Origin of the sequence: Pseudomonas sp. P108, from assembly GCF_032613195.1 — a bacterium.
In the GTDB taxonomy this organism is placed as follows: Bacteria; Pseudomonadota; Gammaproteobacteria; order Pseudomonadales; family Pseudomonadaceae; genus Aquipseudomonas.
This window is the reverse complement of sequence record NZ_CP126691.1, coordinates 4,014,990-4,038,752: the sequence shown is the minus strand read 5'-3', so window position 1 is coordinate 4,038,752 and position 23,763 is coordinate 4,014,990. Positions and strand designations below refer to the sequence as shown.

Here is a 23,763-nt window from a genome sequence, read left to right as displayed (position 1 = left end):
GGCGCAGTGCGCGCGCCCTTAGCCTGTGGTCATTCCAATCCCATCGCGAAGACGAGGTTTGATCATGGCACGCTTGCTCGACTCCACCCCCAAACACGACGGCTTCCGTCTGCCCGGCGAATTTGAAGCCAAGTCCGGCTGCTGGCTCGGCTGGCCGGAGCGCACCGATGTCTGGCGCAACGGCGCGAAACCGGCGCAGAAAGTCTGGGTGCAGATCGTCACCGCCATCTCCCATAGCGAACCAGTCACCGTGTGCGCCTCAGCCGCGCAGTTCGCCACGGCGCGTCGGCAGTTGCCGCCACAAGTGCGCGTGGTCGAGATGACCTGCAACGACACCTGGTTCCGCGACAGCGGCCCATGCTTTGTGGTCAACGATCAGAGCGGTGAAGTGCGTGGCGTCGACTTCGAATTCAACGCCTATGGCGGTCTTGACGGCGGCCTGTATTTCCCGTGGGACAAGGACGACCAGATCGCCAGCAAGATCCTCGAAATCGAGCGCTTCGACCGCTACCGCGCGCCGCTGATTGCCGAGCTGGGCGGCATCCAGAGCGACGGCCAGGGCAGCATCCTCACCACCGAACAATGCCTGCTCAACCGCAATCGCAACCAGCATCTGGGCAAGGACGAAGTGACCCGACGCCTGACCGATTACCTCGGCGCAGAGCAGGTCATCTGGCTGCCACGCGGCTGCAAGTTCGACGAAACCGACGGCCATGTCGACGACCTCGCCTGTTTCGTGCGTCCCGGTGAAGTGGTGCTGCAATGGACCGACAACCGCGACGATCCGCAATGGGAAATCTACCAGGAGGCCTACGACATCCTGCGCAGCACCCGCGACAGCCGAGGGCGCGAGCTGATCGTGCACAAACTGCCGCAACCGGATGTGCTGGAATGGACCGCCGAAGAAGCCGACGGCCTCGATCAGCAGGACAGCACCCACACCCGTCAGGCCGGCACGAAAATCTGCGCGTCGTACATCAACTATTACGCTGGCAACAGTTCGATCGTGGTGCCGCTGTTTGGTGATCGCAACGATCAAGTGGCGCTGGCGACGCTGGCCGAACTGTTCCCGCAGCACAAAATCGTCGGCATCGAAAACTCCCGGGAAATCCTCCTCGGTGGCGGCAACGTCGCGTGCATCACCATGCCGCAATACGCCGGCAAAGGAGTGTAATCATGGGCCTGCACAAACTGACTCAAGCGTTATTGCTGGTGCTTGCACCCCTGTGTGTGCAGGCTGCTGACTCCGCCAAACCGGTGGTTAATCTGTACATCTGGGGTGAGTACCTGGCGCCGGATACGCTGAAGAATTTTGAGGCAAAGACTGGTATTCATGTGGTCGCCGATCACTTTGATTCGCTGGAAACCGTCGAGACCAAACTGCTTACCGGGCGCAGCGGTTACGACCTGGTGTTGACCGCCGGCCAGCATCTGTCGCGGGCCATCGAAAGCGGCGCGATCCAGCCGCTGGACAAGGCCCGAGTGCCGCACTTTGCCGGGGTTGGCGAGGAATTTCGCCAGCACATGGCGGTGTTCGATCCGGGCAATCGCTATGCGGGGATTTACGCTTGGGGCACCACCGGTGTGGGCTATCAGGAACAGGCGATCAAGCAGCGCCTGCCCGATGCACCGACGGACAGTTGGGCGATGTTGTTCGATCCGGCGGTGGTGGCGAAATTCGCCGATTGCGGGGTGAGTCTGCTCAACGATCCCAACGAGGTATTCGCCGCTGTCATGAAGTACATGGGGCTGGACATCAACCGGCAGAATCTCGATGACTTGAAACTTGCCGAGCAGCAGTTGGCGAAGATCCGGCCGTATATTCGTTACTTCGATAACGACCTGAATATCAGCGATCTGGCCAACGGCAACACCTGTGTGGCGATGTCGTGGAACGGCAACGTCGCCATCGCGGCGGGGCAGGCGGAAGCGGCGAAGAAGCCGTTCAAGTTGAGTTACCGGATTCCGAAAGAGGGTACGTTGATCTGGTTCGATGCCATGGTCGTGCCCAAGGACGCACCGCATCCCCAGGCCGGGTTGGCGCTGATGGATTATTTGATGACGCCGGAGGTGATTGCGCCGATCACCGACACCATTCATTACGCCAATGCGATCACGGCGGCGGATGGTTTGGTGGACGCGTCGATTCGTAATGATCCGGGGACGTATCCGTCCGCGCAGGTCAGGGCTTCGCTGTACAGCAAGAATGACAATGGCAAAGCGTTCAATCGGGCGTTGATCCGGGCGTTCAGCCGGTTGAAATCCGGGCTTTGAAAAGCCGACCCTCACCCCAGCCCTCTCCCGGAGGGAGAGGGAGCCGACCGAGGTGTCTTGCGTTATACATCGACCTGAAAAACCGAGTCGATTATGGATCTAAGTCTTGGCGATCATGGATTCAAAGACGCTATTTCAAGTCGGTGTAGATCTCCAATCTCCCCCAATCAGTCCCCTCTCCCTCCGGGAGAGGGCTAGGGTGAGGGCAGTCGATTATGGAATTGAGAAGTCTTGGCGTTCATGGATTCAAAGACGTTATTTCAAGTCGGTGTAGATCTCCAATCTCCCCCAATCAGTCCCCTCTCCCTCCGGGAGAGGGTTAGGGTGAGGGCAGCGGTTTAGGCACCCGCCACAAATACCACGCCGCCACCGTCCGATACGGCCTCCACGCCAACCCGATCTCAACCATCTGCCTGCGCGTTGGCTGCACCTCCAGCCCCTTCAACCGCCGATACCCCTCGCGAACACCAAAATCATCCGCCGGCAGAATATCCATGCGCTCCAGGCTGTAGATCAGCAACATCTCCACCGTCCAGCGACCCACCCCGCGCAAACTGACCAAACGTTCGATCAACGCCTCATCGTCCATCGCCAGCGCCGTGGCGTAATCCGGCACCACACCCTCCAGCGCTGCTTGGGCAATGCCCTGAATCGTCGCAATCTTGCCAGCGGAAAACCCGCAACTGCGCATTCGCTCGAAATCCGTCGCAAGAATCTGCTCGGGCCGCGGAAACGACTGCCCGGGAAACAACCCCACCAACCGCCCGACAATCGCATCCCCGGCCTTGGCATGCAGTTGCTGATAAGCAATCGCCCGCACCAGCGACTCGTACGGATCACGCGCCGGATGCGGTTGATGCAGGCACGGGCCGACCGCAGCAATGTGACGCTGCCAATCTGCATCGAGCGCGGCCAGAAACGCGCTGGCTGCTGGATAGGCGTCGGCCATGTTATTTCAGCAAACCGTTGACTTCGCCGTAGCTGAACGCCTTGAGGTCATGGGTATCGAGTTTGCCGTTGGCCAGAAAGCTTTTCACCAGCCCACCCATCGCGCCATAGAGGAATTCGGCAATGCCGGAACCCGCGCTCAAGCGGCGCACGCCCAGCGCTTGCAGTTCTTCAGGCGAAGGCAGGCAAGCGAAACCAAGGACATTGACTGGCAGCGCAGTGCCCTTGCAGATGGCCTCGATTTCATAGGCCGACGTGACGCCCGCCGCGAACAAACCATCAGCGCCGGCCGCTTGATACAGCGCCGCCCGATGCAGGGTTTCGGCGACGCGATCCTCGGCCGGGACGAGGTTTTTCAGATACACGTCGGTGCGCGCATTGATGAACAGCTGCACATTGCGTTTGTTGGCAACCTGTCGCACCACTTCGATCTTGCGCGCGAGCAGCTCAGGATCGGCAGAACCGTCCTCGATATTGATCCCGACGGCACCCGACGCGATCACCGCATCCAGCACTTCGGCCACGCGCCCGAGGTCATCGGAATACCCGGCCTCGACATCCACGGTCAACGGAATGCTGATCACCCGGGCGATGGATTCCACCGTCGACACCAGACGTTCGAGGGGCAGGGTGTTGCCGTCCGGATACCCGTGGGCCCAGGCCACCGCCGCGCTGCTGGTGGCCACGGCTTTACCGCCCAGATGCTCGACCAGTCGCGCCCCGGTGGCGTCGGCGACATTGGTCAGAATCAACAGGCCTTGCTGGTGCAACTGGTGAAACTGCGTAGCGAGCGCGTTCATCAAAAATCCTTCTTGTCAGTCGATTCGGTTGGTCAGAATGCCAGTTGTCGGGTGAGCTGCACGGCGGCGTTTTCCAGCCGCAGCAGAAACGCTTTGCGCGGCTGCCCACCACCATAGCCGGTCAGCGAGCCATCCGCGCCGATCACCCGATGGCAGGGCACCACAATCGATAACCGATTGTGCCCGTTGGCCAGACCGACCGCGCGACTGGCGCCGGGTTTGCCCAAACCGGCGGCGATGGCGCCGTAAGTGCTGGTGTGGCCGTAAGGGATTTGCCGCAGCGCCGACCAGACCTGCCGGGCAAACTCGCTGCCGGGCAGGTGCAGTGGCACGCTGAATTCGCTGAGCTTGCCGGCGAAGTACGCCGCCAGTTGCTGCTCGATCTGCTGCAAATGCGCGTTGTGCCCCGGCGCGACCGCGTAGCCGTAACGTTGCTGCAGTTCTTCGACTTCGCGGGTCAGTGCCGGGCGATCAAGAAACTCCAGCAACACCAAGCCACGGCGTTCGGCCATGGCAATCATCGGCCCCAGCGGCGTGGTCAACCGAGTGAACAGCAGCGGCTCGCTGTGTTCGACGCGACCGGGGGTGATGTGGAAGGACTTCTGAAAGGCATCACGAAAACCGCTGAGCGATTCATAACCCGAATCAAACGCGGCGTGATCAATCGAGGTGCCTTGCTTGATCCCGCCCAGCGCCATGCCCAAGCGGCGCGTACGCAGCCACGCATGGAAGGTCATGCCGAAATGCTGCTTGAACCAGCGCCGCAGCTTCAGTGGCTCGATACCTTCGGCGAGCAACTGCGCATCGCTCCAGCGCAACTCCGGATCGGCCTCTACGGCTTTGAGCAGGCGCTGCACCCAGTCTGGCGCGATGGCGGCGGCGTCCAGCGGCTTGCAACGCAGGCAGGCGCGATAGCCGGCAGACAGGCATTCGTCGGCATGGGCGAAGAATTCGACATTCTCCGGTTTCGGCTTGCGCGCCGTGCAACTGGGGCGGCAGAAGATCCCGGTGGTTTTCACCGCCGTGAAGAACACGCCTTCATAGGCAGTGTCGCGTTCGAGCATGGCGCGAACCATCTCGGCGTGGGGCGGCAGGACAGCGGTTTGTATGTTCATGGGCTGAGAGTAAAACCAGTTTGTCGATGGCTCCACCGAAAAATCGACAGTGAATTTTCAAATCCCCTGAACTACCGTGTAGGAGTTGCCGCAGGCTGCGATCTTGATCGTTCCCACGCTCTGCGTGGGAATGCAGCCCGGGACGCTCCGCGTCCCAAAATCCACAGATCGCCGCTATCGGCAGCTCCTACCGTTTGTTGAGGTGTGCCCGATGCATCCGTTTTTCATCCAACACATTGATCACATCGTTCTGCGCGTCGCCGATCTGCAACGCAGCATCGACTTCTACAACCAGGTCTTCGGCGCCGAAGTGGTCAAGCGCAACGAGCCGCTGGGCCTGATCCACCTGCGCGCCGGCACTTCGATGATCGACCTCGTCGACCTGCAAGGCGAACTCGGCCGCAAGGGCGGCGGGGCGGCCGGGGCCGAGCGGCGTAACGTTGATCATTTCTGCCTGCGCATCGAACCGTTCGATGAAGCAGCGCTGATTGCACACCTGCAAACCTTCGGCCTGACTGTGGCAAAAGCCGAATCACGCTTCGGCGCCGAGGGCAAAGGTCTATCGCTGTATTGCTTCGACCCGGATGGCAATCAGGTAGAACTCAAAGGCCCGTCCGAGGCTTAAGCGCGTTTCGCCGTCAACAGCACCGAAGCCGCCGCCGACAACAGGCCTGCGCAGCAACGATTGAAGATCCGTTTGCCGCGCGGCTCGGCGAACCAGCGGCGCATGTGCAGGCCCATCCAGGCGTAGGCGCTGATGGCGATCCACTCCAGCAACAGAAACAGCACGCCCAGCACCGCGAATTGCGCCGGCACCGGGCGCGCCGGGTCGACGAACTGCGGCAGAAACGCGGTAAACAACAGGATCGCCTTCGGATTGCCCGCCGCCACCAGAAACTCCTGCCGTGCCAACGCAAAGAAACCAACGGTCGCGCCCGTTACCTGCTGCTCGGCCTCAGGATTGGCCCGCCACAACTGCCAGGCCAGATACAGCAGATATCCCGCGCCAATGATCTTGATCGCATGGAACAGCCATACCGAGGTCTGCAGCACCACCGACAGGCCCGCACCGGCCAGCGCAATCATCCCGGCGAACGCCAGAATCCGCCCGATGCCCGCCGTGCACGCGCGGCGAAAGCCATAACGCGTGGCGTTGCTGACCGACAGCAGATTGTTCGGCCCGGGGGCCATGTTCAGGGCGAAACAGGCCGGAAGAAACAGGGTGAGGGTGGCGAGATCCATGGCGGCACTCCAGTAACGAGAACCATGTTTTTATCACAGCCCCCACGCGCTCAGACCCATACAGTCACGCAGCGCTGTCGCGGTACAGCGCCCCGCGCTGTTGGGCAACGCGGTCGAACTTTTTGCAGATGCCTTCACTCTGTATCAGTCATAGGGTGATGGTTTCGTCAGAAAAAACTATCCATCCGGTCAGATACGGCGATAGCCGTGTAAAATTTCGCCGACGTTGTACCCACCCCGTTTGGCCCCAGGCGGCCCCACCAAGAGCGATCTACATGCAAGCAAAGGCCCGTGAAGTTTATGTGCCACCGGTGCTGCAAGATCTGCGAGCCGGCACTGCCGAACTGCACATCGCACTGGAAAAACGCCTTCCTTTTTTCTCCGATTTTCTCGATACACAGGCTTTTGTGCGGCTGATGCAGGCTTATTACGGCTTCTATCTGCCGCTGGAAAACGCTTTGCTACGCAGCGATGCAATGCCTGCCGATTTTGAACTGACGCCTCGACTCAAAGCGCCAACCTTGCGCACTGATCTGCACGCACTGGGCGTATCTGCCGAAGCGTTGCAAGGCCTGCCGCAGTGCGAGCAGTTGCCGGTCATCGACTCAAGCGCTGCCTGCCTTGGCGTGCTCTACGTGCTCGAGGGCGCGACGCTCGGCGGGCAGATTCTGCGCCGGGAAATCTCCACCCGGTTAGGCCTGGAAGCCGATAACGGCGCGGCCTTTCTCGATATCTACGGCGCCGCCACGGGCCGGCGCTGGCGGGACTTTATCGAATACCTCGGCAGTCGGCCAATGAGCGCCGCCGAGCGCGCCGCTGTCGTCACGGCAGCACAAACCACATTCAGCTGTTTCGAGCACTGGCTCGAAAGCCGGGAGGTACTGGCATGAACCCGCAAGACAAACAAGACTTTGAAGAACTGCTGGCCAACTGTGCCGACGAGCCGATCCGTTTCCCCGGTGCGATCCAGCCCCACGGTTTGCTGCTGACCTTGAGCGAGCCTGAGCTGGCGATCATTCAGGTCAGCGCCAATGTCGAAACGTTGCTGGCCCGAGAGCCGCAAAGCTTGATCGGCCAGCCGCTGGCAAGCCTGATCGGCGATGCCGAAGCGGAAAAAGTGCGCGAAGCCTTGCTGCAACCGTCGCTGTCCGACTTGCAGCCGCTGCGCTTCCGGCTCAATGGCACCGCGTTCGAGGGCCTGCTGCATCGCCATCAGGGCGTGCTGATTCTGGAGCTGGAAATCCACGTCGAGAATTTCCAGCCGCGCAACGTCGCCGGCAACCAGACCCATCTGGGGCGCATGCTTCAGCGTCTGCAAGCGGCCACCACCTTGCAGGCGCTGTACGACATCAGCGTCAAGGAAATCCAGGCCATGACCGGTTACGACCGGGTGTTGATCTACCGTTTCGAAGAGGAGGGCCACGGTCAGGTCATCGCCGAAGCCTCCGACCCGTCGATGGAAGTGTTCAACGGCCTGTTTTTCCCGGCGTCGGACATTCCCGAACAGGCGCGCGAGCTGTATCGCACCAATTGGCTGCGGATCATCCCCAATGCCGATTACCAACCGGTGCCGCTGCTGCCAAAGCTGCGCCCGGACACGAACACGCCGCTGGACCTGAGTTTCGCCACCCTGCGCAGCGTATCGCCGATCCACTGCCAGTACATGAAGAACATGGGCGTGCTGTCGTCGATGAGCATTTCCCTGCTCAAGGGTGACAAGCTCTGGGGCCTGATCAGCTGCGGCAATCGTCAGCCACTGCATGTGCCGCACGAATTGCGCGCCGCGTGTCAGACCATCGGCCAGGTGCTGTCGCTGCAGATCAGCGCCATGGAAGCGCTGGAGATCAGCCGTCAGCGTGAAGAGAAAGTCGAGGCGTTGGCGCTGCTCAATCAGGCGATGATCGACTCGCCTCAGAATGTCTTCGACGGTCTGGCCAATCAGCCGCAGACCCTGATGGCGCTGACCAATGCCGGCGGTATCGCGATCATCGAAGACAAACAACTGCACCGCTACGGCAACTGCCCGGAGCCGGATGACATTCGCGCCTTGCAGAAGTGGTTGCAGGACAGCGGCGAGCCCGTATTTGCCAGTCATCATCTGGCCAGCGTCTATCCTCCAGCGGCACAGTTCCAGCAGGTGGCCAGCGGCGTGCTCGCCATGAGCCTGCCAAAACCGGTGGACAACGGTGTGTTCTGGTTCCGTCCGGAGGTCAAGGAAAACATCAATTGGAGCGGCGATCCGCGCAAGCCACTGGACCTGGAAAACTCCGACGCCGGCCTGCGTTTGCGCCCGCGTACCTCGTTTGAAATCTGGAAAGTCGAGATGGCCGGGATCTCCACCAAGTGGAGCCACGGTGATCTGTTCGCCGCCAACGATCTACGGCGTTCGGCACTGGAAAATGATCTGGCGCGGCAAGTGCGTCGTGAGCAGGAAGCGGTGCGCGCCCGCGATGAGCTGGTGGCCGTGGTATCCCACGATCTGCGCAACCCGATGACCGTGATTTCGATGCTTTGCGGCATGATGCAGAAGGCTTTCAGCTCGGACGGCCCGCACACTTCGCGGCGCATCTCGACGGCCATCGACACCATGCAACAGGCTGCCGGCCGCATGAATACGCTGCTGGAGGATTTGCTCGATACCTCGAAAATCGACGCCGGGCGCTACTCCATCACCCCGCAGAAACTTGACGTCGGGCAGATGTTCGAGGAGGCGCAGGCACTGCTCGCGCCGCTGGCGCTGGACAAGGACATCAGCATTTCCTTCGACGCCGATCCTGATCTGCGCATTCATGCCGACCCGGAGCGGCTGTTTCAGGTGCTGTCGAATCTGGTCGGCAATGCGATCAAGTTCACCCCGCGCCTGGGCAGGGTGGGCGTGCATGCCACGTCGGTCGGCGATGACATTGTCTTCACCGTGCGCGACAGCGGCGAAGGCATTCCCAAGGAGCATCTGCCGCACGTGTTCGATCGTTACTGGACGGTGAAAGAGGGCAACCCGACCGGCACTGGTCTCGGTTTGTACATCACCCAAGGCATCGTCGAAGCCCATGGCGGGCGGATCTTCGCCGAGAGCGAGCCGGGGCAGGGCAGCGAGTTCCGCTTCACCGTGCCGCGTTTGGACTGAACGTCGATTTTCATGTGGGAGCGAGCCTGCTCGCGAATGGGATTGTTTGATCGTTCCCACGCTCTGCGTGGGAATGCCTCAACGGACGCTCTGCGTTCGGCTCTGGAAGGGACGCGGAGCGTCCCGGGCTACATTCCCACGCAGAGCGTGGGAACGATCAGGATCACAGGGGCATTTTCTTCAATACGGAGAACCGGGCGCTGGTTAGGGTGAGCACCTTGTTCCTCGATTTGAAGCAGGTGTGCGATGAGTCTGATTGTTTCCATGGCGGCGTTTGCGTTGGCGGCGTCGATCACGCCGGGGCCGGTGAACATTGTGGCGTTGAGTTCCGGGGCGCAGTTCGGTTTTCGCGCCAGTCAACGGCATGTTGCCGGGGCCACGTTGGGGTTTGTGTTGCTGCTGGTGCTGATGGGGTTGGGTCTGCACGAGGTGCTCAAGCTCTGGCCATTCATGACCCGCGTGGTGCAACTGGCCGGTGTGGCGTTTCTGCTGTTCATGGCGTGGAAACTGGCCATGGATGACGGGCAATTGAATGCCCGTGAATCGGGGCGGGCGCCGTCGATGCTGTACGGCGCGGTGATGCAGTGGCTTAACCCGAAAGCCTGGATGGCCTGCGTCGCGGGTATGGGCGCGTTTGTCGCCGATGGCGAGGCGCGGCTGGTGTGGCAGTTTGCGGCGGTGTATCTGGTGATCTGTTATCTGTCGGTCGGCTGCTGGGTGTATGCCGGGACGTTTTTGCGTGGGTATCTGAGCAACGCGGCGGGGATGCGTTGGTTCAACCGGAGCATGGCGGGGTTGTTGACCGTCAGCGCGATATACCTGCTGCTACCGTAAACCCTGTAGGAGTGAGCCTGCTCGCGATAGCGATCTATCAGTCAATATAAATGTCGACTGATAGACCGCTATCGCGAGCAGGCTCACTCCTACAATGGATCACGGGTAGCCGAGAGATTGATTAGTTGAACGGCTGCTGAAACGCGCCACCTTCCATGTGCCAGACCTTCGGCTCCTCTGAAAAATATTCCTCCAGCCCCAGCATGAACAGCCGGTGGTCCTCACTCGCTTCAAACCCAGGCGTGTGATCCTCAAGGGATCGCCAGCGCACAATCAGATTGAACACCTCAGGCGTTTCAATTCCCTGCGCAAGCAAGTGCCCGCCGTAACCCTTGGCGCGTTTGAGCAACGGCTCGACCTCGGCAAACGCCTGCCGGAAGGCTTCGGTTTTCCCTGTGTGAACGGGCAGTAAAGCGATCTCATAAATCATGATGTTCTCCTCGGAACTGAGTTCAGCGATTGGCGAGTTCGGGCGACGGCGCGACGGCAATCGCGATTTTGCCTTGGACGCCGTTGTTAGGCGTTTCCAGCAAGGCATGGGCGAGGCCGATGTCGGCCAGTGGATAGACTGCGCCAACGTGTGGACGCAACTGACCGTTTGCGATCAAGGCGCTCAGTTCATCGAGCTTGCCGCGGTTTTGCCGGGTGAACACGAAGTGATAACTGGCGTTCTTGCCCCACGCCTGAATCAGGTTTTGTGGCTGGGCAAGGTCGACGATCGACACCACGCGGCCAAGCTGTGCAAGCGCGTCAGGACTGCGTGACAAGGCGTTGCCGCCGATGGTGTCGAACACCACATCGACGCCGCGCCCTTCGGTTTCGCGCAGGATCGCGTCGACGTAATCCTCCTTTTCATAGTCGATCAGCACATCGGCGCCCATGCGCTGGGCGAACGCGAAATTTGCTTCGCGTACGGTGGTGAAGACCTTCGCACCGATGGCTTTGGCCAGCTGGATCGCAACATGGCCGACGCCGCCTGCACCGCCGTGGATCAGAATGCTTTCGCCGACCCTGAGCGCGGCCCGCACGACCAATGCTTCCCACGCGGTTCCGCCCACCAGGCTCAGGCTGGCCGCTTCGAGGTGACTCAACGCGGGCGGCTTCTTGGCGACAATGCTTTGCGCCGCAACGTGGTACTCGGCATAACTGCCCGGGCCGGCAAATATTTGCGGGGTGTACCAGACCTCGTCGCCCGGTACGAAGGCCGTCACCCCCGGCCCAACGGCTTCGACAACGCCAGAAACGTCGTGCCCGGTAATGGCGGGGAGGGGCACCAGATCGGCATAGTCGCCACGGCGAACCTGATAATCCAGCGGGTTGATGGAGGTGGCGTGCACCCGTACCAGGACTTCGCCCGCTTGTGGCACTGGCTTGGGCACGTCGCGCAGTTCGAACGATTGCGCGCCGCCAAATGAAGTAAGGATCATCGCTTTCATTGCATTGCCTCGTTTCGGTAAAAAGGGATATCGGGAAATCTCGATATCTTGGGGTGAAAAATTACAGCTCGCTGCCGATGATCTCGGCCAGCGCACTGATCGCTGCTTCGTTGCGTTTGTAATAGGTCCATTGGCCGATGCGCCTGACTTCCACCAGGCCGGCGCGTTGCAGCGTCGCCAGATAATCAGACACCGTCGACTGCGACAGCCCGACGCCTTCCTGAATACTGCTGACGCAAACGCCCACCGTGTGCACGTCACCCTCATCCTGCGGAGGAAAGTGTTTCTCGGGATCCTTCAAGCCTTTGAGGATTTCCAGGCGTGTGCGGTTCGAGAGGGCTTTGAAGATTTCGAGTAGTTCCATGCCGCGACGATATCGGAATTTACCGATATGTCAATATCTGAATCTGTTGGCCAGCGATTGATCGTTCCCATGCTCCGCGTGGGAATGCCTCATCGGACGCTCTGCGTTCGGCTCTGGAAGGGACGCGGAGCGTCCCGGGCTGCGTTCCCACGCGGAGCGTGGGAACGATCAATCGGGGCAAGCCGTCAGCCGCGATATTGGCCGGGCGTGGCCGCCAGGTGCTGCTTGAACGCCCGCTGAAAATGCGCCTGGTCGGCAAACCCTGCCTCAAGCGCCACATCGGCAATCAACTGGCCGCCGCGCAAACGCTCGCGGGCGAACTGGATGCGCTGGTTGACCAGAAACGCGTGGGGCGTCATGCCGTAATGCTGTTTGAAGGCGCGGATCAGGTACGACGGTGACAGCTGTGCCGCGGCGCAGATATCGTCGAGGTTCAGCAGCTCGGTGCAGTGCTCGCGGATGAAGTCAGCCGCGCGTTCCAGTTTGAAATTCGGCTCGCGCAACGACGGTCCGGCAGGGTTGAGGCGCAGTTGCAGGTCGCTGAAGAATTCCACCGCCGCGCTTTGCTTGCGCAAGACATCCTGTTGCTCGTCGACCAGTACGTCGTAAAGCGCGATCAAGTCGCGAAACAATTCTGCCTCCTGCAAGTGCGTGTCGGAAAACCGCCGAAACTCGAGCTCGGCACTGAACCCCAACTGATGCTGCAGATCCGTCAGCCACGGCGTCTCGACATACAGCATCACATACGACCAAGGCTGGTCATCGATCGGATTGCACGCATGCACATCACCGGGATTCATCAGCACCACGGTGCCCGCCGCGACATCGAACTGCGCCTGTTCATGCACATACGTGCTGCGCCCGGCGGTGATTGCGCCAATGGAAAAGTGCGCATGGGAATGCCGCGCATAGCAGACCTCGCGACCATCGGCGATGGCCCGCGCTTCAATGAATGGCAGCGCCGCGTCGCGCCAGAAGCGCGGGGCTTTTTCAGGGTTTTTGGCGGCAGCGTGTTTCATCGTTGTTATTCCCGGCAGGCCAGGGCGCCAGTGTATTAGCTCTGGCCGGCAAAGGCCCGTTCGAGTTCGGCAATGTCGAGTTTTTTCATTGTGAACATGGCCTGCATCGCACGTTGCGATTTGCTCGTGTCGGCATCCAGCATCATATGCATGAAGGCCACCGGGACGATCTGCCACGACACGCCGAACTTGTCTTTGAGCCAACCACATTGTTGGGCTTCGACAGGGCCACCCTCGGACAGGTTGCCCCAGAAATGGTCGACTTCTTCCTGATTCTGGCAGTTGACCTGAAACGAGATCGCCTCGCTGAATTTGAACATCGGCCCGCCGTTGAGCCCGGTGAAGGTCTGACCGTCGAGCTCGAAACTGACGGTCATCACCGCACCTTCCGGCTTGCCGTGAAATTCCTGGCCGACCTTGCTGTAGTGGGTCAGGCCGGTGATTTTCGAGTGATCGAAGATCGAGCAGTAGAACTTCGCAGCGGCTTCGGCCTGATCGTCGAACCACAGGCAAGGGGTGAGTTTTTGAACGCGTTGCATGGCAGTCATCCTCGGCAGGTTAGACACGCTGGATTAACAGCGTAGTCAGTCCCTGGTCGATTGCCGGTGCCGTAGATCGACAAGTTGCGGCGCGTCAGTAATCCCAGCGCGCCGTCAGTTGCAGGTTGCGCGGTTCGCCGTAGAAACCGGTGCCGAAATTGCCAAGGCCCGTGTAGTAGCTCTTGTCGAAGAGGTTCTTGATGTTGAGCGAAGTGCTCAGGTGCTCGTTGAAGCGATAGCGCGCCATCGCGTCGACCAGGTAATAGCTGTCCTGAGTGATGCGTACGTTCTGGCCCACTGCTGGCTGAAAGACGTTGCCGAAGAATTCACTCTGCCAACTGACACCGCCGCCCAGGGTGAGGTTTTGCCAGGCGCCGGGCAGGCGATAGCTGCTGAACAGCCGCACCAGTTGCTCCGGCGCCGTGGTTTGCAGGATCGAGGCGTAGACCGGATCACCCCTGGCATCGCGGGTGTGGTTGTAGGCGTAGCCGGCGGAGAGGTTCCAGCCTTCGGCGATTTCACCGGCCAGTTCGAACTCGAAGCCCTTTGTAGTCGCACCTTGCACGGCGCGGTACACCGCCTGATTGTCGAAGCCGCTGACCTGTTCGGCGACGTTGTCCTGCTCGATACGAAACACGGCAAAACTGGCGTTGAGCCGGCCGTCGAAATATTCGGCCTTTATCCCCGCTTCGTAGCTGTCGCCCTGCACCGGGTCGAGTATCTGGCGCGTGGCGTCCTTGCTCAGTTGCGGTTGATAGATTCGCGTGTAGCTGGTGTAGAGCGAGTACGTGTCATCGAGGTCGTAGACCACACCGGCATACGGTGTGACCACCCCGGTCTGGCGGTAGCCGTCGCGAACATTGGCCGTATTCGGGTCGCTGTAATCGAGATGGTCGCTGCCCCTGAAATCACTGACGCGTGCGCCGAGGATCAGCGCCAGATCGTCGCTGCCCCTGAAGCGCGTCGAGAGGTATGCGCCGGTCTGGCGTTGGCGGATGGCGTCCGTGCCGATCTGCGGGATATCCGGTTTGGCGAACTCGCCATGCCAGTCGAAAATACTGCCGTTGAGCGGCGGGTACACCGAGCCGTAAACCGGGTTGTCCTGGCGCGTGTTCATCGACATGAAACCGACCAGCAACTGATGCTCGCGACCGAACAGGCTGAACGGCCCGCCGAGGTTGATATCAAGATTGTCCTGCACCTCGTCGCCCTTGAATTGGCCCATGTAGAGGAACATGCCGTCGCCGCTCACCGGGTCCGGATTGCCGCCACTGGCGGAGCCGAGCAGGGTGTCGTGTTCGCGGTGTTTGCGGTCGTAGCTGATTTTCAACGCCCAGTCGTTTTGCAATAGCCGGGTGACGGCGGCAAACAAGGTCTGGTTGATAAAGTCGCGGCGGCTCCAGTCTGTGGCCGGGTTGAACGAGCGCGAGAAATTCGTCCGCGAACCGTCGCTGTAGAACATCGGGAAACCGGTCCAGGTGGCACCGCGTGAGCGGGTGTTCTGTTGATCGAAACCAACGGTCAACAGAGTGTCCGGGTTTAGATCGGCTTCGACGACGGCGTAGGCGATGTCCTTGCTGTTCTGGTAGTGATCGGCGTAAGCGCTGCGTTCCTGATGGACGCCGACGAAGCGTGCGCGCAGGTTGTCGTTCAGCGGGCCTGCAATGTCAAATTCGCTGCGATAGCTGTCCCACGAACCGACGCTGCCGCTGAGTGCGGCTTTGAACGCGGGCGTCGGGCGTTTGCGGATCAGGTTGACCGTGGCCGACGGGTCGCCCGAGCCGGTCATCAGGCCCGTGGCACCCTTGATGATTTCGACGCGGTCGAAGGTCGCCATGTCGGTGCTGGTGGTGCCGTAATCGTAGACGCCGTCGTAGTCGGTGTTGACCCCGTCATACTGGAAATTGGTGATCGGCGTGCCACGGCTGGAAAATTCCCAGCGCTCACTGTCGTAGTTCTGCACGCTGATACCCGGTGCGCGGCGCAGGACGTCGGCGATGCCGTTGGCGCCCTGATCGTCAAGTTGCTGGCGGGTGATCACCGTGACCGATTGCGGGGTTTCGCGCAGGGACAGCGGCAGACCGGTGGCGGAGGCGCTGACGCCAGTGGTGTAGGCGTGAGTGTCCTCGGTGATGGCGCCGAGGGTTTTGCCGCTGATGGTGGTGGCGTCCAGTTGCAGTGGGGCTGCAGAGGCTGTGCTGCGCAGGACGTAGCCGCCGCTTTGCCGCTGCGCTTGCAGACCGCTGCCATTGAGGAGGATGTGCAAAGCCTGTTGCGGGGTGTAATCACCGCTCAGACCGGCGCTGCGTTTGTCTGCCGCCAGATCATTGTGCCCGGCGATAAACACGCCGCTCTGCTCGGCGAAATGGTTGAGCACTGTGACCAATGAGCCGGGAGCCACTGTGTAATGCTGCCTCTGCACATCTGCCAGCGCCATCGACACGCACAACCCCGGCACGGCAGATGCCATGGCCAGAGTAAAACGACAGCGGGCGAAGGTGGCGCGCAACATGGAATTTCCGGGGGCAATCAACGAAATGAGGGCTGCTGAGGGTTAACCGAATGAACCCGAAAAAAGGGAACCGTGATGGAAAAAAATCTCAGGCTGTGGGTCCGACGCTGACCCACCAATCAAAGGTTTTATCGACGCGGATCGGCAGCGCCGCTTCCAGCAGACGCAAGGCTTGATCGGTGTCCTTGAGCGGGAACGAGCCCATTACCGGCAAGTCCGCCACCGCCGGATCACAATGCAGATGCCCCGGGCGATAACGGCTGAGTTCTTCGATCAGTACGCCCAGCGGCAGGTTATCGGCCAGCAGCACGCCCCGGCGCCAGGCTTCGCGCGCTGGATCCGCTGCGGACGCGGTGTACAACCGGCCGGCGCTGAATACCAGTTGCTGACCGGCCTGCACGACTTGGCTTTCGCCTTGGTGGTTAGTGGCCTCAACGGCACCCTCGTAGACATTCAGCAGCGTGTTGCGATCCGTCTGGCGCACGCTGAAACGCGTACCCAGCGCACGCATCCGGCCCTGTTCGGTCTCGACCCAAAAGGCGCGACCAAGGTCTTTCGCGGTGTCGATCAGCACTTCGCCGGCGCGCAGTTGCAGCAAACGCTGGCGGGCATCGAAACGCACATTCAAGGCGCTCAAGGCGTTGAGCCAGATGCGACTGCCATCGCTCAGCGTGGCTTCGCGGGTTTCCCCAGTGCCGGTGGAGAGGTCGGCGCTCAAGCGTTCTACCGAGTCCAGCAGCGGCGTGTTGCGTCCGACCGCCCAACCCGCGAGCCCGGTGGCCGCGAGAATCAGCAAGCCTTTGAGCGATTGGCGGCGGCTGATCGAGCTGCGCGCACTGTTGCGCAGGGCGTGGCTGACGGCTTCGCTTTCGTTCTGCAATGGCGCGAAACGTAGCCCAACTCGTTCTACGTAGCGCCACGCCGCCTGATGCTCGGGGCTTTGCGCCAGCCACGCCTGCCAACGCAGACGCTCAGGCTCGGCGACCTGCTCGTCGTGCAATTGCACGTACCAGTTCGCGGCCTGCTCAAGGCTGGCATGGCTGAGTTTGTTCACGGGGCTATTCAATCAGCAACCCGTCGAGTTCAGCTTCGAGGATCGTGCAATGCATCATCGCCTGCGCCAGATACTTCTTGATCATCCGCTCGCTGACGCCGATCTGTGCGGCGATCAATTTGTAAGGCATGCCGTGCAGTTGGGCGAGGATGAATGCCGCGCTGACCCGTTGCGGCAGGCGCTGGAGCATGGCGTCCACTTCGTGCAGGGTTTCGACGATGATTGCCTGTTGCTCGGGCGAGGGCTGCAAGGCTGGTGGGCGGTTGGCGAGGGTGTCGAGCCAGGTCTGCTCGAGTTGCCGACGGCGCCAGTGATCGACGCACAACCCCCGGGCGATGGTCGCCAGATGGGAGCGCTCATGAACTTCGCCATTGAAGGTTTGCGGACGCTTGAGCACGCGGATGAAGGTGTCGTGGGCGAGGTCGGCGGCATCCATCGCGTTGCTCAGGCGTCGACGCAATAGCTCGTGCAGCCAGCGATGGTGGCTGAGGTAGAGATTGTGCACGAGCGAGGCATTGGCGACGGTCATCAGCGCAAGCGTCCAGGGCGACCGTTATCGGTCTAAATAAGAATGGGTCGCGATTAAAGCAAAAGGACGGAGGGTGCGCAAATGATATTGGTTTGCTTTTAGGCGGAGGGTTTCTGATTTTTTATTGGGTGTAGTCCTAATGACAAGGTGCAGAGTCAAACTGACTTCATTTCGTTTGTGTCAAATTGACTCGACTCTCTTCAAGTGACTGATTCTTCTGGCTTGAAAATCTGGCACGGGACTTGAAGTACTCAAAGTACACAACGAACCGATCAGGAGTACGCCACCATGCTCACTTTCTTCGAAAGCCCGCTGAACGTTCTGCACCTGTCGAGCAAAGTCCTCGTCGCCGGCCTGATCATGCTGCTGGCCGGCATCTACGGCGCCTACCTCTACAACGGCCAGATACCGATTGCGTTGCTGGTGGCGATGCATTCGCTGACCATCCTCGGCCCGACCCTGATCAAGATCGGCTACGTCATGCGCCTGCTGGCGCAATACCGCATCCGTGGCCCGCGGATGATCCCGCAAACCGCATAGATCCCTGTGGGAGCGAGCCTGCTTGCGAAGGCGTCAGCACAGTCGGAGTCTACGTTGCCTGACACACCGCTTTCGCGAGCAGGCTCGCTCCCACAGTGGGCAGCAGCGTTCCCTGGATATGTGGTCAACGCAAAACCCTGTGGGAGCGAGCCTGCTCGCGAAGACGTTGGCACAGTCTGAATCTGTATTGCCTGACACACCGCTATCGCGAGCAGGCTCGCTCCCACAGTGGGCCGCAGCGTTCCCTGGATATGTGGTCAACGCAAAACCCTGTGGGAGCGAGCCTGCTCGCGAAGGCGTTGGCACAGTCTGAATCTGTATTGCCTGACACACCGCTATCGCGAGCAGGCTCGCTCCCACAGTGGGCCGCAGCGTTCCCTGGATATGTGGTCAACGCAAAACCCTGTGGGAGCGAGCCTGCCCGCGAAGGCGTCGGAACAGTCTGCATTTGTATTGCCTGAAATACCGCTATCGCGAGCAGGCTCACTCCTACAATGGATGGTGGAAATTCTGGAAGCTCAGCGGCGCTCAGCCATCATCAGCAATGACTGTGGTACTCGGCTTTGCGGGTGTTGTGGCTCTTGCAGGCTGGCCAATTGGAACCCGGCCATATCGAGCGCATTCAGCCAACTCGACAACGTGCGGAAATACCACGGCATCGGCTGCCACTGGCCCTTGAACCCGGCGAAGGATTCTTCGCGCCAGCCATCCTGGTAATCCCCAGCGGCAACGGCCCACGGATGCAATGTCTGGATGACCAAAGCACCGTCAGGACTAAGCAAGGTGTTCATCGCGGCCAGCAACGGGATGACGTCCTGATGCAACAATGAGAAATTCGCGCAGATCAGGTCATAGTCGCGCCCGATGTCGATCTTGCCATCGACAAGCGCTTCATAGCTCGCAACATGCACCCGCGCCGCCCCCGCCAGACGCGCCGCTTCAACCAGCCGCGCATCGCCATCCACACCGACAGCATCAATCCCGCGATCCGCCAGCGCCCGCAACAACCAGCCTTCGCCGCAACCCAGATCCAGCACACGCTGCGGCTGACAGCCCATGATCGCCAGCACAATCGCCTGATCGGTAACCTGTTGACGGCTTTCGATGGCGCCGCTGCGGATCACGTCGATCCAGGCCTCAGCGTTGTCGTGCCAGCTCTGCAAAAGACTGGATTCGGGGGAGGGCATGGCGGTGTCCCGGCGATTGAAAAAGACAGTATGGATGCTGATCGCAAGCTAGGGCTTGTAGATCAGCGCATCCACCAAAACCCCGAACGCCGATTTTCTTTAAGACATCGATATCAGGTCCATTTTCCGGTCATTTTTTCGAAGCCGCCAAAACCTCCTTGAGCGCTGCATTCGCACGTTCGGCAGTCTGCGCATCCCCGTGTTTTTTCAACTGCTCAGTGACCTCGGCCAACTGTGCCGCGCTGAGCCCCACGCGCAAGCTCGCCGCCATATGCGCGCGCAGTTGCGGTTCCACACCCGGGGTCGCTGCCAGCGCTCCAACAGTGGCCAGTTCACGGCTTTGCCAGTCGAGGTTGTCGCGCTCGAAGATGTCGCCGAACAGGTGGGTTTGCAGGAACCGGTTGATGACTGGGGCGAACTCGAACACCGGACCTTTGACCGGAGCGCCCGAGATTTTCGTTTGATTCGCGGTGCCGGCGGCCAGCAGCTCGTCCCCGACTGGAATCGCCCGGCCCGGCTCACGCCCCGGCGCATCTTCGATGCCGCGTTGTTTGCGCGCCTGCACCACTGTCATCAGCTCATTCAAGGCATTGAGGCTGCGCGGGAAGCCGACGTAGGCGTAGAGCTGCACGAGAATTTCCCGGGTTTCGCTGACCGTCAGGCCAGCGTCCAGTCCTTGGTTGAGGGCCGCGTTGAGGTTGGGCATGTCGCTGGTCGCCATGAACGCAGCAATCAGTGGAACCGTCTGTTGTTTGCTCGAAAGGGCTTGTGCGGTGGTTTGCGGGGTGGTCATGGATTGCGGTGCCTCGGCTGCTTGGGTGGTAAGGCTGAACATCGCGCCAACGCTCAGGCAGAGGGCCATGAGTGCGGGGAGGGCAGCGCTGCTGCGTGTGTCAGTGGTCATCGTGGAAGGCTCTGTCCACTGCGGTTCTGCGATTCTCCGGGTATCCGTGGTCGGGCCATAACCATGGCTCAGGCCCATGCAGCCAAAGCCGAGGGCGGATAATTCGAGTGAACGGATGCCGAGTGTGTGCTTGTGCATGTCGATCTCCCATTGGGCGTGGGGGAAAGACTAAGCGAGGTGACTGGTGGGGACTAGACGGTTAAATCGGGATGGCTTGATGAGTTCTGCTCATCAATCTGCGGGAGGCGGCAAAGCGAAAGTGAGGGTGTGACCCTCACTCAGTCCGTCTGTTGACTACTGCGGGATGCGCAGTTTGTCCAGCAGTCGGTTGACCAACAGCTCGTTGAGCATGATCACCTGTTGCAGCGCCAGCAGCGGTTTGCGCTCCGGGCCGCCTATTGAGTTGGCGATGTTACCGGCCATGGAGTGGGCGTAGGAAAGCGACTCACAGGCTTCGACCAACAGGGTTTCTTCATCCAGCGTGGGGTCGACCAGATAGACCGGGCGAAATGGAGGCGAGCTTGGTGGAACACCCAGTGCTTCGGGTCGCAGGTAGTAGTCGAGGGCGCGGTCGGTGGCTTCTTTGACCTTTTGCGGGTTAAGCGCGGGGTCGTGAGGGATTGGATCGGTGGGCGGTGGATTTGGCGTGATTTTGAACATGGATGAAACTCCTATCGCAGTTTAAGGAGCCATCACTCTCGCTACCAAACGAGTGGGTGGTGGCCATACGCGGGTTGGTAGACCGGCTGCAATAGGAACCCGGCGCTCACGAGTGAGCCCCACGCATGACTACCATTGAACTGAGCCTCCACAAAGACACAGCACTGGGTGTTGTCACACGGCTATTACAGACGGGCTACCAAACCCGATCACTGTTTTGCAGTGACAGGCCAACGATATAGCCCGGCCCATAGCCGTGTAAGCCGGCGGATTCTGGCGTACGCGTAGGTAACGACGCAAGGTGTTGTAGGGAGGATGGCGTAACGGTTTGTGTGTTTTAAACGTGATCACGGCCTTCGTGTTTATTGATGAAAATACTGGATGGCGGGGGCTTTGGGTTTTGCGGTGTGTCAGTGCGATTCCCCCCTCACCCCAGCCCTCTCCCCCAAAGGGGGCGAGGGGGAAAGGGAGCAGATCTCCAGGCCTTTCAAAACCTGAGTTCGACTCGGTATCTCAAGTCGGTGCAACTTGCACATTCAGCGCGGTCAGTTCCCTCTACCTCTGGGAGAGGGTTAGGGTGAGGGCTGTCGCTAATTTCAAATTCTGAAGAGGAGGTGCGACATGAATCGATTGACTGGCGGTTGCCTATGCGGCGATGTCCGTTTCGAAGTGACAGGTCAGCCCTACCGCGTCGGTATCTGCCACTGCCTCGACTGCCGCAAACGCCACGGCGCGCTGTTCGGCACCTCGGCCATATTCCCCGAGAATGCGTTGAAGGTCACCGGCGAAACCCGCGACTACAACGGGCGCTTTTTCTGCCCGCGCTGCGGCTCTCCGGTGTTCGCGCGTTCCGAAGATGAAGTAGAGGTCAACGTCGGATCGCTCGATGAGCCTAATCAGTTCAAGCCCACCTATGAACTCTGGACTATTCGCCGCGAGTCTTGGCTACCGGCGCTCCCACTGGCTCACCACTACGAGCGTGATCGCGAAAACACTGGCCGAACCGAAGATTAATTGCAGCCCATAATCTGCCTGTGTAGGAGCTGCGGAACGCTGCGATCTTTTGATGTTGATTTTCAAGGCGCAAAATCAAAAGATCGCAGCGTTCCGCAGCTCCTACATTGTTCAACCGCGAATAAAGGCCAGCAGATCCGCGTTGATCGTCTCCGCCTGCGTCGTCGGCATCCCGTGCGGGAACCCCGGATACGATTTCAGCGTGCCGTTCGGCAGAAGCTTCGCCGACAGCGGTCCCGAGTTCGCATACGGCACAATCTGATCATCCTCACCATGCATCACCAGCACAGGCACCGTGACCTTTTTCAAGTCCTCGGTGAAGTCTGTCTGCGAGAACGCGACGATCCCGTCGTAGTGCGCCTTCGCTCCGCCGATCATGCCCTGACGCCACCAGTTGGCAATAATCCCTTCCGATGGCGTGGCTCCTGGCCGGTTGTAGCCATAAAACGGCCCGGTCGGAATGTCGCGATAAAACTGCGCGCGATTCGCCGCCAGTTGCGCCTGAAAATCATCGAATACCGATTTCGGCAGCCCGCCAGGATTGCTCTCGGTCTGCACCATCAACGGTGGTACCGCACTGATCAACACGCCCTTGGCGACGTTGGCCTGACCATGCCGGGCGATGTAATGGATCACCTCACCGCCACCGGTCGAGTGGCCAACGTGGACAACATTCTTCAGGCCCAGATGATTGACCACCGCCAGCGTATCGTCGGCGTAATGATCCATATCGTGGCCATCCCAGACCTGGCTCGAACGCCCGTGCCCACGGCGATCATGGGCAACCACCCGGAAGCCTTTGCCGAGGAAGAACAGCATCTGCGCATCCCAATCATCGGAACTCAGCGGCCAGCCGTGGTGGAAGTGGATCACCGGCGCGTCTTTCGGGCCCCAATCCTTGTAGAAAATCTCGACGCCGTCTTTGGTGGTGACAAATCCCATGTTCGCAACTCCAGACCAATCTGATGGGTAACCCGCGCGGTCAGCGCGGACCGGTTTCGCTCATGACGAGTTTTCCACTGCGATGGCTCAGTGCGAGCCGTTATCAACTGTAGGATTAAAGTCGACATCTGCATGACCGGTGGTCGCAACGTCTGGCTTCACGCGCAAATTAGGCTTTGCTGAAAGGGATAAGCCGAGGCGCGCGTAGGCATTGATGGCCACAGCGACGCCCCTTCAGAACACCGTGAGTCTGAGGAATTTCCCCGATGTTGACCTTGAATATCAATGGCAAGGATCAGGAGCTCGATGTCCCCGCGGACATGCCGTTGCTCTGGGTCCTGCGCGATGTTGCGCACCTGACCGGCACCAAATTCGGCTGTGGCATGGCCCAGTGCGGGGCGTGCACTGTGCACGTTGACGGGGCGCCGTTGCGCGCCTGCATCACCCCCGCAACAGCGGTGGCCCACGGCCAGAAAATCCTCACCATCGAAGGTCTGTCCACCGACGGCTCACACCCGGTGCAGCAGGCCTGGGCCGAACTCGACGTGGTGCAGTGTGGTTATTGCCAGTCGGGACAGATCATGTCTGCCGCCGCCTTATTGGCGAAAATCCCCAAACCCACCGACAGCGATATCGATCAGGCGCTCTCCGGCAACATCTGCCGTTGCGGCACCTATCCCCGCATTCGCGCAGCGGTTAAGCGTGCGTCGGAAATCGGCTGATTCA

The 23,763-nt window shown here is 60.4% G+C and carries 25 protein-coding genes; 9 read left to right on the top strand and 16 right to left on the bottom strand.

Annotation, left to right across the window (positions count from 1 at the left end):
- Positions 1-64 precede the first annotated feature (64 nt).
- On the top strand, positions 65-1,174 hold the full coding sequence (gene aguA, locus QOM10_RS17605) for an agmatine deiminase (RefSeq protein ID WP_316916642.1): 1,110 nt from the start codon (positions 65-67) through the stop codon (positions 1,172-1,174).
- A gap of 2 nt (positions 1,175-1,176) precedes the next feature.
- A complete protein-coding gene (locus tag QOM10_RS17600; protein ID WP_127928624.1) occupies positions 1,177-2,274 on the top strand; it encodes an extracellular solute-binding protein in 1,098 nt (365 codons plus the stop codon).
- Between the two features lie 319 nt (positions 2,275-2,593).
- Here QOM10_RS17600 and QOM10_RS17595 read toward each other — a convergent pair whose 3' ends face one another.
- The 3 genes from QOM10_RS17595 to QOM10_RS17585 are packed head-to-tail and all read right to left on the bottom strand — an operon-like array spanning position 2,594 to position 5,137.
- On the bottom strand, positions 2,594-3,223 hold the full coding sequence (locus tag QOM10_RS17595; RefSeq protein WP_150774695.1) for a DNA-3-methyladenine glycosylase family protein: 630 nt from the start codon (positions 3,221-3,223) through the stop codon (positions 2,594-2,596).
- Between the two features lies 1 nt (position 3,224).
- A complete protein-coding gene (locus QOM10_RS17590; protein WP_316916641.1) occupies positions 3,225-4,022 on the bottom strand; it encodes an isocitrate lyase/phosphoenolpyruvate mutase family protein in 798 nt (265 codons plus the stop codon).
- A 32-nt stretch (positions 4,023-4,054) separates the two neighbouring features.
- Positions 4,055-5,137, bottom strand: coding sequence for a trifunctional transcriptional activator/DNA repair protein Ada/methylated-DNA--[protein]-cysteine S-methyltransferase (locus tag QOM10_RS17585; RefSeq protein WP_316916640.1), 1,083 nt, complete (start codon positions 5,135-5,137; stop codon positions 4,055-4,057).
- 211 nt (positions 5,138-5,348) lie between these two features.
- On the opposite strand from QOM10_RS17585, the gene QOM10_RS17580 reads away from it, so the two are divergent.
- Positions 5,349-5,762 carry a VOC family protein gene (locus QOM10_RS17580; protein WP_316916639.1) on the top strand — a complete coding sequence of 138 codons (414 nt, stop codon included), beginning with the start codon at positions 5,349-5,351 and terminating at the stop codon, positions 5,760-5,762.
- Here the strand turns inward: QOM10_RS17580 and QOM10_RS17575 are convergent.
- Positions 5,759-6,379 (bottom strand): LysE family translocator, encoded by a 621-nt coding sequence (locus tag QOM10_RS17575; protein ID WP_316916638.1) that lies wholly within the window; start codon positions 6,377-6,379, stop codon positions 5,759-5,761. The two genes, QOM10_RS17580 and QOM10_RS17575, sit on opposite strands and share 4 nt — an antisense overlap.
- A gap of 275 nt (positions 6,380-6,654) precedes the next feature.
- On the opposite strand from QOM10_RS17575, the gene QOM10_RS17570 reads away from it, so the two are divergent.
- The 3 genes from QOM10_RS17570 (at position 6,655) to QOM10_RS17560 (ending at position 10,337) form a co-directional block, all read left to right on the top strand.
- On the top strand, positions 6,655-7,269 hold the full coding sequence (locus tag QOM10_RS17570) for a biliverdin-producing heme oxygenase (protein ID WP_150750882.1): 615 nt from the start codon (positions 6,655-6,657) through the stop codon (positions 7,267-7,269).
- A complete protein-coding gene (locus QOM10_RS17565) occupies positions 7,266-9,503 on the top strand; it encodes an ATP-binding protein (protein WP_316916637.1) in 2,238 nt (745 codons plus the stop codon). Before QOM10_RS17570 ends, QOM10_RS17565 begins: the two co-directional genes overlap by 4 nt.
- A gap of 246 nt (positions 9,504-9,749) precedes the next feature.
- Positions 9,750-10,337, top strand: a complete 588-nt coding sequence (locus tag QOM10_RS17560; protein ID WP_316916636.1) for a LysE family translocator — start codon at positions 9,750-9,752, stop codon at positions 10,335-10,337.
- Positions 10,338-10,458: 121 nt separating this feature from the next.
- Here the strand turns inward: QOM10_RS17560 and QOM10_RS17555 are convergent, their stop codons facing one another.
- From QOM10_RS17555 to QOM10_RS17520, 8 genes are all read right to left on the bottom strand, one after another.
- Positions 10,459-10,767, bottom strand: coding sequence for an antibiotic biosynthesis monooxygenase (locus tag QOM10_RS17555; RefSeq protein WP_316916635.1), 309 nt, complete (start codon positions 10,765-10,767; stop codon positions 10,459-10,461).
- 22 nt (positions 10,768-10,789) lie between these two features.
- Positions 10,790-11,773: a zinc-dependent alcohol dehydrogenase family protein gene (locus QOM10_RS17550; protein ID WP_316916634.1), complete on the bottom strand. Its 984-nt coding sequence runs from the start codon at positions 11,771-11,773 to the stop codon at positions 10,790-10,792.
- A gap of 61 nt (positions 11,774-11,834) precedes the next feature.
- A complete protein-coding gene (locus QOM10_RS17545; protein ID WP_077572353.1) occupies positions 11,835-12,137 on the bottom strand; it encodes an ArsR/SmtB family transcription factor in 303 nt (100 codons plus the stop codon).
- A 185-nt stretch (positions 12,138-12,322) separates the two neighbouring features.
- On the bottom strand, positions 12,323-13,156 hold the full coding sequence (locus QOM10_RS17540; RefSeq protein WP_316916633.1) for an AraC family transcriptional regulator: 834 nt from the start codon (positions 13,154-13,156) through the stop codon (positions 12,323-12,325).
- Between the two features lie 35 nt (positions 13,157-13,191).
- Positions 13,192-13,695, bottom strand: a complete 504-nt coding sequence (locus QOM10_RS17535) for a VOC family protein (protein ID WP_150774702.1) — start codon at positions 13,693-13,695, stop codon at positions 13,192-13,194.
- A gap of 94 nt (positions 13,696-13,789) precedes the next feature.
- The gene (locus QOM10_RS17530) at positions 13,790-16,165 is read right to left on the bottom strand and encodes a TonB-dependent siderophore receptor (RefSeq protein WP_410479228.1); all 2,376 of its coding nucleotides are present in this window, start codon (positions 16,163-16,165) and stop codon (positions 13,790-13,792) included.
- 130 nt (positions 16,166-16,295) lie between these two features.
- A complete protein-coding gene (locus QOM10_RS17525) occupies positions 16,296-17,261 on the bottom strand; it encodes a FecR domain-containing protein (RefSeq protein WP_316916631.1) in 966 nt (321 codons plus the stop codon).
- Positions 17,262-17,265: 4 nt separating this feature from the next.
- Entirely contained in the window at positions 17,266-17,790 is a 525-nt protein-coding gene (locus QOM10_RS17520) for a sigma-70 family RNA polymerase sigma factor (RefSeq protein ID WP_316916630.1), read from the bottom strand.
- Between the two features lie 288 nt (positions 17,791-18,078).
- On the opposite strand from QOM10_RS17520, the gene QOM10_RS17515 reads away from it, so the two are divergent.
- Positions 18,079-18,330 (top strand): transmembrane sensor/regulator PpyR, encoded by a 252-nt coding sequence (locus QOM10_RS17515; RefSeq protein WP_150774706.1) that lies wholly within the window; start codon positions 18,079-18,081, stop codon positions 18,328-18,330.
- A 518-nt stretch (positions 18,331-18,848) separates the two neighbouring features.
- On the opposite strand, the gene QOM10_RS17500 is transcribed toward QOM10_RS17515, so the two are convergent.
- The 3 genes from QOM10_RS17500 to QOM10_RS17490 form a co-directional block, all read right to left on the bottom strand.
- A complete protein-coding gene (locus tag QOM10_RS17500; protein WP_316916629.1) occupies positions 18,849-19,517 on the bottom strand; it encodes a class I SAM-dependent methyltransferase in 669 nt (222 codons plus the stop codon).
- Positions 19,518-19,647: 130 nt separating this feature from the next.
- Positions 19,648-20,559: a carboxymuconolactone decarboxylase family protein gene (locus QOM10_RS17495; protein WP_316916628.1), complete on the bottom strand. Its 912-nt coding sequence runs from the start codon at positions 20,557-20,559 to the stop codon at positions 19,648-19,650.
- Between the two features lie 156 nt (positions 20,560-20,715).
- Positions 20,716-21,081, bottom strand: coding sequence for a DUF6124 family protein (locus QOM10_RS17490; protein WP_316916627.1), 366 nt, complete (start codon positions 21,079-21,081; stop codon positions 20,716-20,718).
- Positions 21,082-21,702: 621 nt separating this feature from the next.
- Between QOM10_RS17490 and QOM10_RS17485 the strand changes: the two genes are divergently transcribed.
- Positions 21,703-22,095, top strand: coding sequence for a GFA family protein (locus tag QOM10_RS17485; protein WP_160040749.1), 393 nt, complete (start codon positions 21,703-21,705; stop codon positions 22,093-22,095).
- Positions 22,096-22,206: 111 nt separating this feature from the next.
- Here QOM10_RS17485 and QOM10_RS17480 read toward each other — a convergent pair whose 3' ends face one another.
- Positions 22,207-23,037, bottom strand: a complete 831-nt coding sequence (locus QOM10_RS17480; protein WP_316916626.1) for an alpha/beta hydrolase — start codon at positions 23,035-23,037, stop codon at positions 22,207-22,209.
- Positions 23,038-23,303: 266 nt separating this feature from the next.
- Between QOM10_RS17480 and QOM10_RS17475 the strand changes: the two genes are divergently transcribed.
- Positions 23,304-23,759 carry a (2Fe-2S)-binding protein gene (locus tag QOM10_RS17475; RefSeq protein ID WP_003224136.1) on the top strand — a complete coding sequence of 152 codons (456 nt, stop codon included), beginning with the start codon at positions 23,304-23,306 and terminating at the stop codon, positions 23,757-23,759.
- Positions 23,760-23,763: the final 4 nt, after the last annotated feature.